This window comes from Stieleria mannarensis, assembly GCF_014154935.1.
GTDB lineage: Bacteria > Planctomycetota > Planctomycetia > Pirellulales > Pirellulaceae > Stieleria > Stieleria mannarensis.
In genome coordinates, this window is the sequence record NZ_JACEHH010000027.1 from 109934 (window position 1) to 126607 (window position 16674).

At 58.9% G+C, this 16674-nt stretch carries 11 protein-coding genes; 4 read left to right on the plus strand and 7 right to left on the minus strand.

The genetic code is table 11. The features are described 5' to 3' along the window. Positions 1-30: 30 nt before the first annotated feature. Entirely contained in the window at positions 31-1479 is a 1449-nt protein-coding gene (locus tag H1B37_RS18810) for a DUF1501 domain-containing protein (RefSeq protein ID WP_182868203.1), read from the minus strand. Between the two features lie 151 nt (positions 1480-1630). Beyond that, positions 1631-4114, minus strand: a complete 2484-nt coding sequence (locus H1B37_RS18815) for a PSD1 and planctomycete cytochrome C domain-containing protein (protein WP_182868204.1) — start codon at positions 4112-4114, stop codon at positions 1631-1633. A 296-nt stretch (positions 4115-4410) separates the two neighbouring features. On the opposite strand from H1B37_RS18815, the gene H1B37_RS18820 reads away from it, so the two are divergent. Then, on the plus strand, positions 4411-5622 hold the full coding sequence (locus H1B37_RS18820) for an MDR family MFS transporter (RefSeq protein WP_182868205.1): 1212 nt from the start codon (positions 4411-4413) through the stop codon (positions 5620-5622). A gap of 141 nt (positions 5623-5763) precedes the next feature. Here the strand turns inward: H1B37_RS18820 and H1B37_RS18825 are convergent, their stop codons facing one another. Beyond that, positions 5764-8235: a CehA/McbA family metallohydrolase domain-containing protein gene (locus tag H1B37_RS18825; protein WP_182868206.1), complete on the minus strand. Its 2472-nt coding sequence runs from the start codon at positions 8233-8235 to the stop codon at positions 5764-5766. Between the two features lie 160 nt (positions 8236-8395). Beyond that, complete coding sequence (locus H1B37_RS18830; protein ID WP_353620864.1) at positions 8396-9277, minus strand: DMT family transporter; 882 nt, start codon at positions 9275-9277, stop codon at positions 8396-8398. Between the two features lie 156 nt (positions 9278-9433). On the opposite strand from H1B37_RS18830, the gene cmk reads away from it, so the two are divergent. Further along, a complete protein-coding gene (cmk, locus tag H1B37_RS18835; protein WP_182868218.1) occupies positions 9434-10090 on the plus strand; it encodes a (d)CMP kinase in 657 nt (218 codons plus the stop codon). 104 nt (positions 10091-10194) lie between these two features. On the opposite strand, the gene H1B37_RS18840 is transcribed toward cmk, so the two are convergent. Continuing rightward, a complete protein-coding gene (locus H1B37_RS18840) occupies positions 10195-11043 on the minus strand; it encodes a class I SAM-dependent methyltransferase (protein WP_182868207.1) in 849 nt (282 codons plus the stop codon). Positions 11044-11230: 187 nt separating this feature from the next. On the opposite strand from H1B37_RS18840, the gene gap reads away from it, so the two are divergent. Together gap and H1B37_RS18850 are read left to right on the plus strand one after the other, a co-directional pair. Further along, the gene (gene gap, locus H1B37_RS18845) at positions 11231-12226 is read left to right on the plus strand and encodes a type I glyceraldehyde-3-phosphate dehydrogenase (RefSeq protein ID WP_182868208.1); all 996 of its coding nucleotides are present in this window, start codon (positions 11231-11233) and stop codon (positions 12224-12226) included. 478 nt (positions 12227-12704) lie between these two features. Next, a complete protein-coding gene (locus H1B37_RS18850; RefSeq protein WP_182868209.1) occupies positions 12705-13121 on the plus strand; it encodes a YbjN domain-containing protein in 417 nt (138 codons plus the stop codon). Positions 13122-13317: 196 nt separating this feature from the next. Here the strand turns inward: H1B37_RS18850 and H1B37_RS18855 are convergent, their stop codons facing one another. Together H1B37_RS18855 and H1B37_RS18860 are read right to left on the minus strand one after the other, a co-directional pair. Further along, on the minus strand, positions 13318-14790 hold the full coding sequence (locus H1B37_RS18855; protein WP_182868210.1) for a TlpA family protein disulfide reductase: 1473 nt from the start codon (positions 14788-14790) through the stop codon (positions 13318-13320). A gap of 546 nt (positions 14791-15336) precedes the next feature. Continuing rightward, on the minus strand, positions 15337-16674 hold a 1338-nt coding region (locus tag H1B37_RS18860; RefSeq protein ID WP_220498263.1), incomplete at its 5' end, for a hypothetical protein.

Genomic DNA, 16674 nt, shown 5'->3' on the forward strand with positions numbered 1-16674 from the left:
CGTCGGCGGAATAGCATCCGGTCAGGCCGCCTACGCCACAATCGGTTCGATCAGGTGACCGTGGACATCGGTCAAACGAAAACGACGGCCTTGAAAACGAAAAGTCAGCCGCTCGTGATCGATCCCCAACAGATGCAGGATCGTGGCTTGGAAATCGTGAACGCTGACGCCATCGGACGCCACGCTGAATCCGAATTCATCGGACTCACCGTGGGTGACGCCAGGCTTGATGCCGCCGCCGGCCATCCACAGTGTGAACACGTACGGATGATGGTCGCGGCCCCAACGCTTTGTGTCTTCGATTTTCCCCTGCAGGAACGGAGTCCGTCCGAATTCGCCGCCCCAGATCACCAATGTGTCGTCCAGCAGCCCACGCTGTTCCAAGTCCTTGACCAGTGCCGCCGAGGGTGCGTCGGTGTCGCGGCACTGGATTTCCAATTGGCTGTTCAAATTGCGGTGCTGGTCCCAGCCGGCATGCATCAATTGAATGAATCGTGTCCCACGCTCGGCCAACCGACGGGCGATCAGGCAGTTGTAAGCATACGATCCTTTCCGTGTGACGTCCGGTCCATACATCGCAAGGGTCGATTCCGATTCGGTCGACAGATCGGTCAGCTCTGGAACCGACGCTTGCATGCGGTACGCCATCTCGTACTGTTTGATCCGGGTGGCGATCTCCGGATCGCCGACCACATCGAGTTGTTCTTGATTGAGCGCCGCCAAGTCATCCAGCATGCCACGGCGGCGATCGCGGTTCATGCCGGGCGGGTCGGAGAGATAGAGCACCGGATCGCCGCTGCCGCGAAACTTGACGCCTTGATGCACCGTCGGCAGAAAACCGCTGCCCCAGTAATAGTCGTAAAAGATCTGTCCGCAGGAAGCTTCTTTGTCGCGTGACGTCATCGCCACGAACGCGGGCAGTTCCTCGGTTTCGCTGCCCAGGCCGTAACTGAGCCAGGATCCCATGCTGGGCCGGCCGGGGCGTTCATCACCGGTCAGAAAGAACGTGATCGCCGGTGCGTGATTGACCTGGGTCGTGTGCATCGATTTGATGAAGCACAACTTGTCGACGATCTTGGCCGTTTCGGGAAGAAAACTCGAAACCGTCGCGCCGCTTTGTCCGTGACGCGCGAACTTGGTGATCTCCTTCAAACAAGGCCGCGCCGTCTGGCCGCCGGTCATCGTGCTGAAGCGGGCTCCGCCGACGACCGAGTCGGGAATCTGTTGGCCGTGCAGTTTCGTCAGCGTCGGTTTGTGGTCGAACAAATCGATGTGCGACGGGGCACCGTTTTGCAGCAAGTAGATCACCCGTTTGGCCTTGGGGGCAAAGTGCGGCAGCGTCGGCAACCCGCCGGCACCGATCGCCCGGTCTTGGCCTAACAGCGTTGCCAAAGCCGCCAGACCGATACCGGTCCCGGCCGAACCGAAGAACTGGCGCCGAGTTTGTTGGATCGGATGGATGTATGATGGGTGTGGCATGGGTTGGTGCGGATCTCAATGAAAACGTAGCTGCCTTCGCCAGGAGGTGGATCCCCTGCGTCATCCACCGTGGGATAGGCTTCCAGCCTGTCGGCTCCGAAAAAACAGATCCGAAATGACAGGCTGGAAGCCTATCCCACCGTGGGCGTCGTCAGTGTTTGGACAGGGTTTCATCCAGGTTCAACAGAATCGAACAAACGATGGTGTAGGCGGCATGCTCGGCGAGGTCGATTTCGGGATCACGCGGCGCTTGCCCCACCGAGACCAACTCCAGCGCGTCGTCGGGGTTGGCCGCGAAGTCGTTGCGAAGTTTTTCGACGCGACTTTCCAGGACGTCTAACTCACGCTTGGTCGGCTTTCGCGCTGTCGCCAATCGAAAGGCATACGTCAGACGCGAGGATCGTGACTGCTTTTCGCGAAGCACCCGCTCGGCCATCATCCGCGCCGATTCGACGAACGTGGTTTCGTTGAGTGTCGTCAGCGCGTGCAGCGGTGTGTTGGTCCGCGTCGGTTTGACTTCACAGGTCTGTCGTTTGGCGCCGTCAAAAAACATCGTCGGTCCGACGATACGCCGCCAGAAAATGTACAGACTACGACGGTACAGTTTCTCGCCGCTGTCGGGCGTGTAGCGGATTTTGCCGAACGTGGCTTCCGCCCAGATGCCCTCGGGTTGATAGGGTTTGACCGCGGGGCCACCGATCTTCGGCGTCAGCAGCCCACTGACCGCCAACGCCTGATCACGCAGCATCCAGGAGGGCAGACGATAGCGTGGCGCGCGGGCGAACCACTTGTTCTGCGGGTCGCGTTCCACCGATGCCTCGTCCAGATTCGACGACTGACGATACGTCGCACTCATCACGATCAATTTGTGCAATTGTTTGACATTCCATCCGCTCTGCACAAATCGAACGGCCAGCCAGTCCAACAGATCGGGATGCGTCGGACGATTGCCTTGCAACCCAAAATCTTCGGTCGATTCAACGATGCCGCGTCCGAAAAATGTCTGCCAATAACGATTCACCGTGACTCGCGCGGTCAGCGGGTTCGTCGGATCGACCAACCATCGGGCCAGCGTCAAACGGTTGCGTGGTGCATCGGCCGGTAGCGGCGGAAGCGCGGCCGGGGTGCCGGGATCGACGGCCACGTCGGTCGGTTTGTCATAACCGCCGCGTTCCAACACCAGCGTTTGACGCCGCCGATCGTCGGGCAGGTCGTCCATCACCATCACGGTGACGGCTTGTTTTTCCAGGTTGGCGAGTTGTTTCTTCAGTTGATCGCGGCGCTCCGAAAGCGTTTTCCACTCGGGCCAATGCTTCGATCGAAAATGCTCGCGCAACTTGCGACGTTGCTCCGGCGGGCGATCGTTCGGATCTGTCTTCAGTGCCGCACCGGTGTGATCGGCCAGTTTGTCCCGCATCTCGACTTCCCAGACCGCTTGTTCGGCGTCCAGGTTGGGAAGCGGGGCGGTCAATTCGGATTCGACGGTTTGCAATTCGGCTGCAAGGTCATCTCGCCGCCGACGTTGGTCTTCGTCCAGGTAGTCCAGCACCGGCGCCGTCTTGCCGCGACCGCTGCGTCCGGTTTCCGAAGTGTTGTCGAAGAACGCGTAAAACTGGAAGTATTCTTCAAGCGAGATCGGGTCGAACTTGTGATCGTGGCAACGGCAGCAGGTCATCGTCAGACCCAACCAAACGGTCCCCGTCGTTTCCGCTCGATCGAAGACGTTTTCCACCCGCGTCTCTTCGGCGATCCGTCCGCCTTCGCCGTTGAACATGTGATTGCGGTTGAACCCGGTCGCCAAGATCTGTTCGGGGGTCGGGTGGTCCAGCAAATCGCCGGCCAGCATCTCGATCGTGAACTGGTCAAAGGGCATGTTGTCGTTGAGAGCATCGACCAGCCAATCGCGCCAAGGCCACATCGTCCGCGTCGGGTCGCCTTGGAATCCGTCGGTATCGGCGTAGCGTGCCGCGTCGAGCCACTCCCACGCCATCCGCTCGCCATACCGCGGCGATGCGAGCAAGCGATCGACCAGCCGTTCGTACGCGCCATCGGACTCATCGGCCAGAAACGCGTCGACTTCGGCCAGCGACGGTGGCAACCCCGTCAGGTCCAAGCTCACGCGACGGATTAATGTTTCCCGATCGGCTTCGGCTTGCGGGGCGACCCCGACCGCGAGCGCGCGGGAGCGAATGAACCGATCGATTTCGTTGTGCGACCAATGGGATGGATCCTCGGGGACGGTCGGCAGCTGTGGGGGAACGAAGGACCAATGTTCGGACCAGTGGGCGCCCGACTCGATCCATTCTTGCAAGATCGACTTTTCCCGCGCCGACAGCGTGAGCTTCGATTCCGGCGGAGGCATGACTTCGTCGGGATCATCCGACAACACCCGCCGCAGTGCTTCACTGTTTTCCAGGTCGCCGGGGACCACCGCGGCATAGCCGCCACGATCTTCCGTGGCACCTTCGACGGTATCCAACCGCAGGTCCGCTGCACGGGTGGCTTCGTCCGGACCGTGGCAATGAAAGCATTTGTCCGACAGGATCGGGCGGACTTGCGAGTCGAAATCGACGTCGGCGGCGGGGCAGGACGTAATCGCACCGATTGCGAAAACAAGCCAGATCAGGCGATACATAACGGTAGACAGACGTGCGGTGGGAGGGGAAATCAAACATTATAGCCTGACGGGACGCCGCTGATCTTCCAGTCGGCTCGGGCAAGACGCTGGAAATCCCCCACCGATGGCAGGGAGTCCCCACGGATTCGTGGCTGTCTGCCTCCTTGGGGACGCCCTGCCATCGGTGGACTCACTCAAATTCCGTTCAAGTGATTCGCGCGGCGAACCCTCGACGGTCGACCGCTGTCCCAGAGTCATCGATTCGGTCACGATCGCCGTGATCTCTCCGATGGTCCCTTCTTGGCGGCATTCCCGTGCTTCGCGATTACATCCAATTACCGCTACCGGTGCGGATTCTATGTCTCGGATCCTTGATCAACCGAGCCGGGTCGTTCGTATTGGTCTTCTTGGCGATTTACGCGAGCGAACAACTCGGGTTCGGCGTGCCCTTTGCCACCGCTTGTATCGGCGTATTGGGTTTGGGGTCGATGGCGGGTTCCTTCTTCGGCGGTCATTTGGCGGACAAAGTCGGGCGGCGCGGGGTGATGTTGTTGGCGCTGTTCGGCGGCGCGGCAATCTTGCTGTTTCTGTCGACGGTGACCAACCGCTGGCTGTTCATGGTGTCGGTCGGGATCTTTGCGTTGGTGGCGGACCTGTATCGGCCCGCCGCGGCGGCGATGATCGGTGACTTGGTCGCGATCGACCGGCGTCCACACGCGTTCGCCCTGATGTACATTTCCATCAATCTGGGCTTTGCCATCGCGCCGCCGATCGGCGGACTGCTGGCCGGATACTCGTTCGAGTGTCTGTTTTGGATCGATGCGGCGTCGATGATCGTGTACGGATTGATCATCGCGCTGACGATCGAAGAGACGCGTCGGCGGCAGCCGTCGGTCGACCAGGAAGGATCGCGTGCACCGCACGAATCTTGGGTCGGGGCGCTGCGAAAGATCGGACTGGATCTTCCGTTCTTGTTGTTTTGCGTCTCGACCTTGTTGATCGCGTTGGTGTTCGTGCAAGGCTTGTCGACGTTGCCGATTTACATTCGGCAGCTGGGGTACAGCAACCTGCAATTCGGATTGCTGATGTCCGTCAACGGGTTGTTGATCGTGGTGCTGCAATTGCCGCTGACGCATTGGTTGTCGCGTTTCAACGCGATGACGATTGTGTTGATCGGCGGCGTGTTGATTTCGATCGGGTTCGGGCTGACGGCCACCGGCAGCGGTCTGGTCTTTGTCGCTTTGTGCATCGCGATTTGGACCTTGGGCGAGATCCTGCAGGCGCCGTTCAACCAGGCGATCGTCACCGACATGGCACCGGAGGAGTTGCGTGGCAGCTATCTGGGCGTGTTTACGATGTGTTACGCATCGGCGCTGACGATCGGTGCCCCGATCGGCGGGGCGGTGTTGTCGCGTTTCGGACCGACGACGCTGTGGACCGGCACCTTTGGGGTCGCCATGTTCGCCGTGGCCGTTTACGCCGCCATCTACGCCTCGGTCACCCGACGGGTGGCAAGAGTGGGATAGGCATCTTGCCTGTCAGATGCCGAGAGTGGGATAGGCTTCCAGCCTGTCAGCCGCGAATTGACAGGCTGGAAGCCTATCCCACATGACAGGCTGGAAGCCTATCCCACATGACAGGCTGGAAGCCTATCCCACAGATTAGGGTTAATCGACCAAACGATTGAGTTCGCTTTGAATGTCGTCACCTTCGTAAAACCACAATCCGCCGTTGACGGTGACCGTCTGACCGGGGGCACAGTCGGGGAAGACCGGATCGGAATGGATGCAGGGGACCGGCGGGTTCGTCCAGACACGATGATTCGGCTGCCAAGCGGTGATGATCCAGCGATTGGAGTTTGCAGCACGTACGGCGACAAAGGGCGGTGCGGTGACGCTTTCCAGTTTTTTTTGCGCGTTGAACCCGATCGCCCCTTTCAGCATCACGCAAACCTGGACGCGCAGCCCCGTCAGTTTTTCCTTGGTGCCGTTGGTCAATTTCAGCTGCATCGCTGCGGTGCCGGATTGCTCGGTCACTTGGCTTTCGATCACGATCCCGCCGGGAAGTTTTCTTTCCACATGCAGTGTGTCTTCGTCGACCGACCACTCCAAGCGGGGTAAATCGATGCCTTGTTCGGTCCAAATCGTGGGGATGTGTTCGTGGGCTAGGTAAGTCAACCCGAGATTCGAGAACACCGCTTCGGGGACGTCGACGACGACGTAGCCTCCGTCATCCCAGGGTGGAAAGACACTGACCTTGGTTTCGCGCTGCGGCCGAATCGCTCCGTCAAGAAATCCGATCCGCGGGTGTCGGCCACCGGGATAGGGCAGAATTCGGAAGCCAGTCGAGGCGACCGAGTCGGCTCGCTGCTCGATCGCTTCGGCTGCTTCTTCCGATGACAACCCAGTTGCTTGCCGGACTTCGTCGACGTCAAACCGATGGTCAATGATCATGTTGTCCAGCCAACGTTCCAATGATTCTCCTTCCGATGGCCTCGCTGCGGAAGCGACCTCGGCGGAGTCATCGTAAACGTCCAGCGATTGGTAATACGCCAGTGCCCGCTCGTACTCCTGCATCGCGGCCTCGGGCACGATGCCCCGGCTGCGACGCATTTCGTTTTCCAAACGCGAGACCAGATAGCGTTTTTCCCGCGCTAGCGGACGAACTGGTTCACCACCGATTTCGACATACCAGGGCGCCGAATGGACGAACCGTGATTGCCCGTCATCGCGGGGCTGCCAAAACCGAACGGCAAACCAGCCCGAACGTTCGGGAAGGACATCCAGTGAGAACGCCGAACGAAAGGCACCTTCGGCGGTGCGTTGGTTTTGCGGCCGCAGCAGAACTTCCGGACGCCCGTTGATCAACAGTTCGCCATAGGACAATCTGGTTTCAGAGAGCACGTCGACGGCCAGAGGTATCGCCTCGGTAGCTGACTGACGAAAAACGTGACCGGGATCCTGTTCGTCGGCGGTCGCGTAGAGCATCGGCCCGGTCGTGACGAACGAACGTCCCTCCCGCAGGCCGCGCATCCAGTCGCGGAATTCAAATCCGTCCTTCTGGTGTATGTAGACGCGACCGAATCCGGCCGGCACCGGATGAACGCCGTTGGCCGTTCCGGCCGAAGGCGGCATGCGAAAGCCGCAATTGAGCAGCGTGTAGTACATCCCCAGCGTGTAGTCGATCCATTGACGATGACCGCCTTGGCTGGCGCCGTAGGGAGGCTGCATGTAGGCCGGGGCTGGCGTGTTCCAGGTTCGAAACGCAAACTCGGTTCGCCAAACGTGGTTGTTCGAAAGCTCGTACAACGCGTCGGGCGCGATCGTCGGCAACACCATCGCGAACGGCCAATCCAATTTGTCCATGTCGAACAACGCGTCCGGATCGGTCGACCGAACCGACTGGACGACCGGCCGCCACGGCGGCACGCCTAATTCCAACGCGTTGCGATGACCGAGCACGAACAGGGCACCGAGTGTGTGTCGTTGCCCGCCGACGGTGAAGATTTCGTACTCGGTATTGCGAGGCCAGATGACGTGTGTCGCATCGACCTTGACCAGCCCCTCGGGAATGTCGGTCAAGTTCTTGTCGCCCGCACCCGGAGCTCGATCGGCGATCGTGACCCAGTTGGTCAGCGGCAGCGCGACATTCAAGTCTTCTGCGACGACGACGTTTTTTAATTCCTGGATCGTGCGGTGCAGGTGTGTGTCGCCGGAATACCAGCCCCGTGCTTGCGGGTCCGCCCAACGCTTCAAACGGACCGTCAAGTCCAGGTTGTCGGCACCGACCGTCAGCGTCTGGGTGTGCGGAAAGTACGTCTTCCCGCGCTCGACGGTCAATTGATACTCGCCTTCGGGGACAGCGGCCGAGCAGCGGTGGGCCGAGACCGTGGTGTGGTACTCGACGGAGTGTTTGTTGATCCAGTTTTGTTTTTCGTAGCGCACCGCCGAACCGGACGCATCGTCGGATTGAAAGTAGAACGGTTTGCCCGCGGCAGATTTCAAGTACAACCGCGCCGCGACCGGCTCGCCGGTGTCCGCATCGACAACGCCCAGCCGAATCGTCCGCTGCTCCGCAATACAGCGATCTGTCGCAGCGAATAGAACCGTGAAGACGATGGCGACCATCGCCCGGTTCATCCACCGTCGTTGTGGACTTGCTGCATGGTTTGCGTAGGAAAACATCAAGGCACCTGTGGCAATGGATCGGGTGTCGTTGGTGTCGAGGCTTTAGCCGATTTTCCCGGTGGCGCTCCTGCTGGGGATCCACCTTCTGGCGATGGTCACCCATTCTATCGGATCACTCGGCACGCGGTGTGCTTTCCGCTTTCATCAGCCAGGGTTGGACGATCACCGCCGCCAGGATCACCAGCGTGCCGACGTAAAAGTCACTGCCGAGCAACTCGTGATCGCCAAAGATCAACGCCCCCAACGAGATCCCGTAGACCGGTTCCAAGTTGTTGGCAAAGTTGATCGTGAACACCGAAAGACGATCCAACAGCCGGACGTAGATCTGATAGGCCAGCACGGTTCCGGCCAGCACCAGAATCGCCAACCACAACCACTCCAGCGACTCTGGCAGGTAGCGGTCCGAATCAAGCGGAAACCCAAACGTGCTAGCCGCGACCAGTGCCGCACCACAGAACAACGCCGCACCGGCCATCTCGTACATGACCACCGATTGCGGATGAACTCGACCGGCGAACCATCCGTTGATGATCGAAAACAGCGTGGCCACGATCGCGCCCACCAAGGCCACCAACAAACCGTAGTGAAACCGTGTTTCGGTTCGATAAATCCAAACCACCGCCGCGATCACCACACACCCAAGCAGCAGGTTCCCCCATTGGAAGCGAACCTTGCGAATCAGGATCGGTTCCAACAGCGCCGTCCAGAAGCTGGTCGTGGCCATCCCGATCATGCAGATCGAGACATTGGCGACTTTGACTGCCAAAAAGAACAGGATCCAATGGGCACCGACCAGCATCCCGTTGGCGACCAAGGCAACGGCAAGCGGTTTCGAAACCGCCGCGCGGCCGGGCAGCAGGGCAAACAGGATCACGGCCGCGGCGGCACTGCGATACAAGACGACCTGCGTCGCACTCAATTCGATCAGTTTGCCCAACACCGCGGTGAAGCCCCAAATCAGGACGACGAAGTGAAGCTTCAGGTAGTCGCGCACGATTGAAAACAGCCGGAGAGGGCGAGTGAAGGCCGCGTGGGAAACCGCCCGGCCGCCGCGTTGTGGGGATTCCAGCGTCCTCCCAATTGCACAACGTGGGTCGCGCCATCACCATAGGCGGTGAAATTTGTTCGTCAATTACAGGATGTTCCAACGTTGATCGTCACCATCGATGGCCCCGCCGGTGCCGGCAAAAGCAGTATCGCACACCAAGTCGCTTCACAACTGGCGTTCGAGTTTTTGGACACCGGCGCGCTCTACCGGGCCGCGACGCTGGCCGCGATCCGAGCCGATATCGATTTGGAAGATGCCGAGGGGCTGGCCGAACTGGTCGGCTCACTCGAGTTGTCCTGGCAGGACCGCACCATCCGACTGGCCGGCGAAGATGTTTCGCAGCAGATTCGCACGCCCGAGGTCACCAAGTCGATTCGATTCCTGGCCGACGTCCCCGCCGTCCGCGCCCAACTGTCCCAGATCCAACGCGACATCGCCGCCGGCCGCGACATTGTCACTGAAGGACGCGACCAAGGCGCCGAGGTGTTTCCGCACGCCGAATGCAAAATCTTCTTGACCGCGTCACCGGTCGAACGTGCCAAACGACGAATGCGACAGCTGGCCGATTCGGGCCGATACGTCTCGCTGGAAGAAGTGCTGTCGGCGCAAAACCAACGCGACTTGGAGGACCGGATGCGCGACGTCGGACGGTTGCGCGCCGCCGAAGACGCCGTGGTCGTCAACACCGACGGCATGCTGCCCGAAGAAGTGCTGCAGCAGATCGTGTCGCTGGTTCGGTCGCGGATTGAATCACCGTAACGGTGGCAAGAGGGTAGGAAGATTTCGGAGGTAGGAAGATTTCGGGCCGCGGCTTGTGCCTGGGAAAAATCTTCTTACCTCCAAAACTTTCTTACCCCATCGGCCTACCGCCTGCACACCACAAACAGTCCGCTGGCCTCCCAAGCCGATTTCACCAGATCGCTGCCGTCGATCCCCACGCGGTCGATCCGCTCCACCGTCCAGCCGGCCGCGCTTAATTCCGATCGAATTTCTTTTTCGGAAAAACGGTGCATGAACATGTTTTCCAGACCGCGGTAGGCGTACGTCGCATCGCCGAACTCCGCCTCGCGATTGCAAAGTGAATCAAACCAGCTTCGCAACAGACGCGTCCATCCGCCCGATTCCCGCAGCGCCGCCCAACGCCGGTGCACGTGTAGGATCAAACAACCGCCGGGGCGAACGGCGCGTGCGATATGGCACAGGAATTGAATTCGATTGGCCCGGCCCTGGACCATTCCCAGCGTGCTGAACATGCAAACCGCGTGATCGGCAATGCCGTCGGCGAGGGCGTCGAGTTGTACCAGATTGGCGCGCATCGGCATCACCGTGCCGGCCTTGGTGTCATCGTTGTCCGCCGAGGCGATGTTCTGGAGCAGTTGTTCCAGCATGGGCTGGCTGAGGTCAACGGCCAGGACATCGAAACCCTGTCGGCTGATCGGCTGGGCCAAGCGTCCGGTGCCCGCCCCCAGGTCCAAAACGAGCGGCTTTGAATTGATGGAATTTGTTGATTCGATGGCGGAGACGCGTACCGATAACGTCGCGAGCGTGTCCAAGACATAGCGACGATCCAACTCGCATAGCGGAGTGTCCGCCACAAAGTCGTCATAGTGGCGTGCGATCGTCCGCTGGTGAACGTATCGCCATGTTCCGGCCGCGACGCCGCGTGGCCGCTGCCAATCGGGTGGGGTGGTGGGATGCGGGGGCTGGCTCAAAACAGAGTTGTCTTCCTATAATCTCGCCTCATGATCAGCGCCACGACTGCAGCTCATCGCAGCGATTCGCAGCTCCTCCCCTAGCGAGTGAGAATGGGCTTCCGCTGACTCATCGAATGCTCACATTTTATCCGATGCCGGCCAGCGAATTGGCTGAGTCTACCCTGAACGAGGAGAGAAACGAACAGTGGCTATCAAAGTTGGAATCAATGGTTTTGGTCGAATCGGACGTCTGGTCTTTCGTGCATCCATCGGTCGCGACGACATCGAAGTGGTTGCCATCAATGACTTGTTGGACACCGACTACTTGGCTTACATGCTGAAGTACGATTCGGTGCACGGCCCCTTCAAAGGCGAAGTGGCTGTCGAAGGCAACAACCTGATCGTCAACGGCAAGACCGTTCGTGCGACCGCCGAAACCGACCCCAGCAAGCTGGCTTGGGGTGACGTCGGAGTCGACGTGGTGGTCGAATCGACGGGGATCTTCCTGACCTCCGAAGGCGCTCAAGGTCACATCGATGCCGGCGCCAAGAAAGTCGTCATGTCGGCTCCGTCCAAAGACGACACGCGGATGTTCGTGATGGGCGTCAACGACGACACCTACAACGGCGAAACCTTCGTCTCCAATGCATCTTGCACGACCAACTGCTTGGCACCGATCGCCAAGGTTCTCAACGACAACTACGGCATCAAGCGTGGATTGATGACCACCGTTCACGCCGCGACCGCGACGCAAAAGACCGTCGATGGCCCCTCCAAGAAAGATTGGCGCGGCGGTCGTGGGATCCTGGAAAACATCATCCCCTCCAGCACCGGTGCGGCCAAAGCGGTCGGCAAGGTCATCCCGGAACTCAACGGCAAGCTGACCGGCATGGCGTTCCGCGTTCCCACCTCGGACGTTTCCGTCGTCGACCTGACCGTCGAACTGGAAAAGGGTGCCAGCTACGAAGAGATCTGCGCCAAGATGAAGGAAACCGCCGAAGGCAGCATGAAGGGCATCCTCGGCTACACCGACGAAAAAGTCGTCTCGACCGATTTCCGCGGCGAAGCCCGCACCTCGGTCTTCGACGCCGGTGCCGGAATCCAATTGGACGACACCTTCGTCAAAGTCGTCTCCTGGTACGACAACGAATGGGGTTACTCCAACAAGGTCCTGGACTTGGTCGCCAAGATCTCTGGCTAAGTTTTGGACCCTGATGCGGTGACCATCCGCAACCGCATCGAAGCAACGAAAAACGACACAGGCTCGCCGGAAACGGCGGGCCTGTTTTTTGTAGTGGTGCTAGCTGGACAGCGCCACTTTGGTGTAGTGGGAAACCCCGTGGATCCACCTTCTGGCGAAGGTAGCTACGTTCGACCGGCGATTCACTGGAGCAGCGTGGCGCTGTCCAGCTAGACCGTCTGGTAGAGCTTCGATCGTCACATGTGTCCCCTACGTCCTATTGGTCCTATCTGGCAGTCGGATCGATCGGACCTCTATGACTCATGGGACGGATGTGTCTGATCGAGCACCCATCTCATCACCGCAGCAGTCGAACCAAACGAACGGCATTTGCCATTGACAGGCGTTCCCACTATCGGTTTGGTTGGAGGGGCGATAATGTTGCTTCACCCTCCCCCCCCTTCCAAGCCACCGCCATCATCCCGCACCCGGAAACGACATGCCGATCAACGAAGTGCTGCGACCCGATGACCTGACCGACGAAATGCTGGAAGCGATCTTCGAGCCGACGGATTTGGAGGTTCGCCGCGACAACGACGGCGACTTGGTCGTCACCCGTGGCGTTTCCTGCTACGTGATGCCGACGGCCGAAAACGAACGTTTGATGCTGATGACCTTCGTCGGCGTCAAAGAAAACACCGATCGGCGCGACAAGCTGGAGTTCGTCAATCGCGTCAACAACGACATCTCCACCGTCCGAGCCCACGTCAACCAACGCGAATCGATCGTGTTTGATTACCACATCCCGGTCCGGGGCGGCGTCAGCGGCGAAGCGATCGTCGAAGCGACCCGTTTTTTCCTATTGGCCAGCGCCCACGCGATCGACCGCTGCGACGAAGACGACATCGTCCGCTGATCCCTGGATTCTGCCGCGACGCATTCTTCGGATCGGACGTAGCGGAAGTCGCCAAGACTTTCGGCGATTCGACCAGGAAACCGAAACGCTTGGCGCGTTCCGCTACTGCAAAATCGTTTTGCCCCCATCGTTTTGCCCCCACTGTTTTGCCACAACTTCGCAACACGAGCCTGCCGAGCGAAGCTGGTCGACGACGTCAAGATTCACCATCGCCGAGCAGTTCATCGATCTTGGCGTGGATTTCATCGGCGGTTGCTTTCCCGGCACCGGTTTTGACCAGCTGCACGACGCCCTGGCGGTCGATCAACACGACGTGCGGAATCCCGCGGACGCCGAAGTCGCCGGACATGTCGCTGCCCTCGGGCGTCACGAAAACCGGATGCTTGAGATCGTGATGCTCCAGAAAGCTGGCGATCGTTCGACGCTCTTGTGCCGGCGTGACGTCTTCGCTTGCGTGGGAGGCGCGTTTGGCTTGTTCGTCCCACTGGAAGTTGTAGTACTGGGTGACGCCGACGATTTCGAACCCACGGTCGGCGAATTCAGCGCGCCACTGGCGTAGATGCGGGAACGTCGCGATGCAGGGGCCACACCACATCGCCCAAAAGTCCAGCAGGACGACCTTTCCCTTCATCGCCTCCGGATCGATTTCGATGACGTTGACCCACGCATCGACATCCCAGTCCGGGGCCGGTTTGCCGACCAGCGACGCGACCGGTTTGGCGGCAGCCATCCGTTGGCGATAAAGCTCGATCCGGCGAAGCGCGGCCTGGACCAATTGATTCGTCAGCGCAAAGCGTGCCAACGTCGGGGTCACGTCGTCGATCCGCTTTCCGGTCGCCTCCGGATCGTCTTGTCGCCACTGGCTGATCATCATCAGTTGCGTCTCGGCGAAGTCGTTTTGCAGCGCAAGCGAATCGGGATGTTTTTCAACGGCCGCCTTGACCGCTTCATCGAGTCGCTCGATGCATTCATCACGCCAAGGATCGTTGCCGCGTTCATCACCGGCCAGCTCGCGGAGCACGCGAACGTAGGCCACCATCGACGCTTCATTCGCGTCGTCTGAATCGTTGATGTTGCGCAAACGTTCCACTTGTGCCTCGATCAAGTCCGTCGCCGCATCCGTCTGGCCTGATTCAACCATCAGCTGTGCCTTCAAGACGGTCAGCTGTGCCAGAGGCATCAGCAGGTCGAAATCCGAATCGGCCGGTGCATCCTGGAACGCGTCGAGCGCGTCATCGACGGCCGAGCGGAGGGTGTCATCGTTGCCGGATTTCTCGGCGACGTCCCGGATGCTTTGGATCGTCATCCAGCTGCCGAACAGGTTCCGGCTTTCGTCGGCATGTTTCAGATAGAAATCAAGCAGCTTGCGAAACTGTGCGGTTGCCTCCCGGTAGTCCTCCTGGTCGGCGAAGCGCGAGGCCAGACTGTGACGGAGCACGTGGTGATCTTCCGAATCGGGGTTCTCGGCGATCTTCGAATCAAGAAACGTCACCGCATCTTGCAGATCGGTCTCCATCCGCTCACGCAATTCCCCGTGAAGTTTTCGAAAGGCATCCAAGCCGGCGTCCTGTGCCCGCAGCAACGTGCCCTTTGGCAGCGTCAAACAAGCACAGGCCACCGCGCCGACCAAAGTCGCTGAAACCAAGAAACGATTACCAAAGCGAAGCATGATCATCGACTCCAACCAGAGGATCCGTAGTGCAAGCCACCCATCGTAGGCCCCCGGCACCGTCGCTCGCAAGCGTTGCACTGTCGACCTGAGCTAAACCGCCGGCGTAGTCGATCCTGTGCTTTTCAGCGCGGCGGTGAATCTGACCGCTGCGCTGAAACCGATTCGATTGGAAATGGCGACCATGCAGCCCGAAGCTATCGTGGCAATGAAATGTGCTGGATGTCAGTGGAGGGGTATCCGCCTTTATTGCTCAGCGTCGACTGTTGCGACAGAACCCCAAATGACCGGTGCCCGTCACCGCCACGCCGCAGAGGATTCGCTCGGCACCAGAAACTCATTTTTTTGGCTGCTTGTCCAAAATCGGCAAGGCGTGCTTGCCAATTCGCTGCTCCGGTCGATGAAACCGGAGCCGTTTCAGTCGCCTCACCGCGTACAGTTCCAGACGGATAGAACTCGCACGAAGGATGCAACTTCAGTGGCAATTGAGTTGCCCAACCTGAATTCGGTATTTGATTGCTCTATGTTCCATTGTGATTCTGCAACTCACTTGGCAGCATTCTCTGACCAATCTACCATAGGCCAATATCGCGTAGAGACGAACTTTAAGTCTGCACGCCCGTCGCCAGTGCTGTCGGCAAGCGTAAAATCTACCCCGCCGTCTGCGTCTCCATCAACGTTTAGCTTGCGGCGCTGATCGTTTACGTCCAATACTTGAAGCACCGCATCTCCAGTCGTTAGCTTTCGATAACGGATCATGTCGCCAGATGGATTGACAGCTTGACTCCACTGATCCTCTTCGTGCGCACCAGCGAATTCGTCTACAAACAACATGCGATCAGCTTCGCTTAATTCGTCGCCCTCACGGATCTCCGCCATCTCGTCAACGTCGGTGAAAAACTGAAACTTTCCAGCGAGGCCGATGTTTACGAGTCCGTAAATCGGTGGACGGTTCTTACAGAAAACTCGCACTCGAAAGCGAATTGGTTTTGAATCGACGAAGCCCTCTATCCCAAGGATCCACGTCGTCATATGGGGAATCCCCTCCGAAGTCTGAACAATCGTTCTATCAGTAATGAATTTGAACGGGATGGTCACGACGTCAACACGTTCCAAAGGAGTATACGTGTCAACCTCACTGAGTGTACCGATGGAATGTTCGTACAGGATCAAAGACTCATTTTCATCTATCCTCGCTTTTCCTCCGGGACTCACCTTCATCCCTTTCGGATATCCGAGTTCCACTCGTACGACTTCAAGAGGCCAGGGGTCATTCCTGCGAAGCGCTATCTGAATCGGTATCCGTACCTCGTTATTCAGAATGTCAGTATCGTTAACGGCAATCTTGAGTGAATCTGGTTCTTCGAGAACTAATCCGGACTCGGTGTATTGGTACCAACCGAATTCAATTTCTGGCAGTGATTCCTGCGGGATTGGATAGATCGTCTTACCGATAAGATGGAGGAGAAATGCGACCGGAACTGCCGCGAATATAGCAAGCCATTTGAGTCTGACCCAAAGCTTCGTACGGCCCTTGCGGCGGTCGTATTCGTCGTGAAGTAGTCGAACCAACTCATTCTTAGATTGGTGCTCCGCGGGTACCACTCCAAACGTCTCCTTCAGTTCCAGACGCAGTTCATCCTTGTTCCTGGATTTCAGCCTGCGTCGCGATGGAATCCCTTCAACCTCGGTTAGCCGTTCGATGATCAATGCGAGTGCACCGCCGACCGCGCCCATCCAGCCGATCGCCGACGCAAAGCCGCCTTCTCGCATAAATCGAATGGCCCCTGCAATGAGAAGGATTAGGGCGAGTCCAAAAAGAGCTGCCTTGATCGCCTGTTTTTGAGACACTCCGCTACCCCAATAAATGCGGTCATTCCAATA

What these genes read in the sequence shown, in the direction of transcription:
- H1B37_RS18855 (WP_182868210.1), bottom strand. Translation starts at nt 14,790, where the DNA reads ATGCTTCGCTTTGGTAATCGTTTCTTGGTTTCAGCGACTTTGGTCGGC.
- H1B37_RS18810 (WP_182868203.1), bottom strand. Translation starts at nt 1,479, where the DNA reads ATGCCACACCCATCATACATCCATCCGATCCAACAAACTCGGCGCCAG.
- H1B37_RS18825 (WP_182868206.1), bottom strand. Translation starts at nt 8,235, where the DNA reads ATGAACCGGGCGATGGTCGCCATCGTCTTCACGGTTCTATTCGCTGCG.
- H1B37_RS18815 (WP_182868204.1), bottom strand. Translation starts at nt 4,114, where the DNA reads ATGTATCGCCTGATCTGGCTTGTTTTCGCAATCGGTGCGATTACGTCC.
- H1B37_RS18850 (WP_182868209.1), top strand. Translation starts at nt 12,705, where the DNA reads ATGCCGATCAACGAAGTGCTGCGACCCGATGACCTGACCGACGAAATG.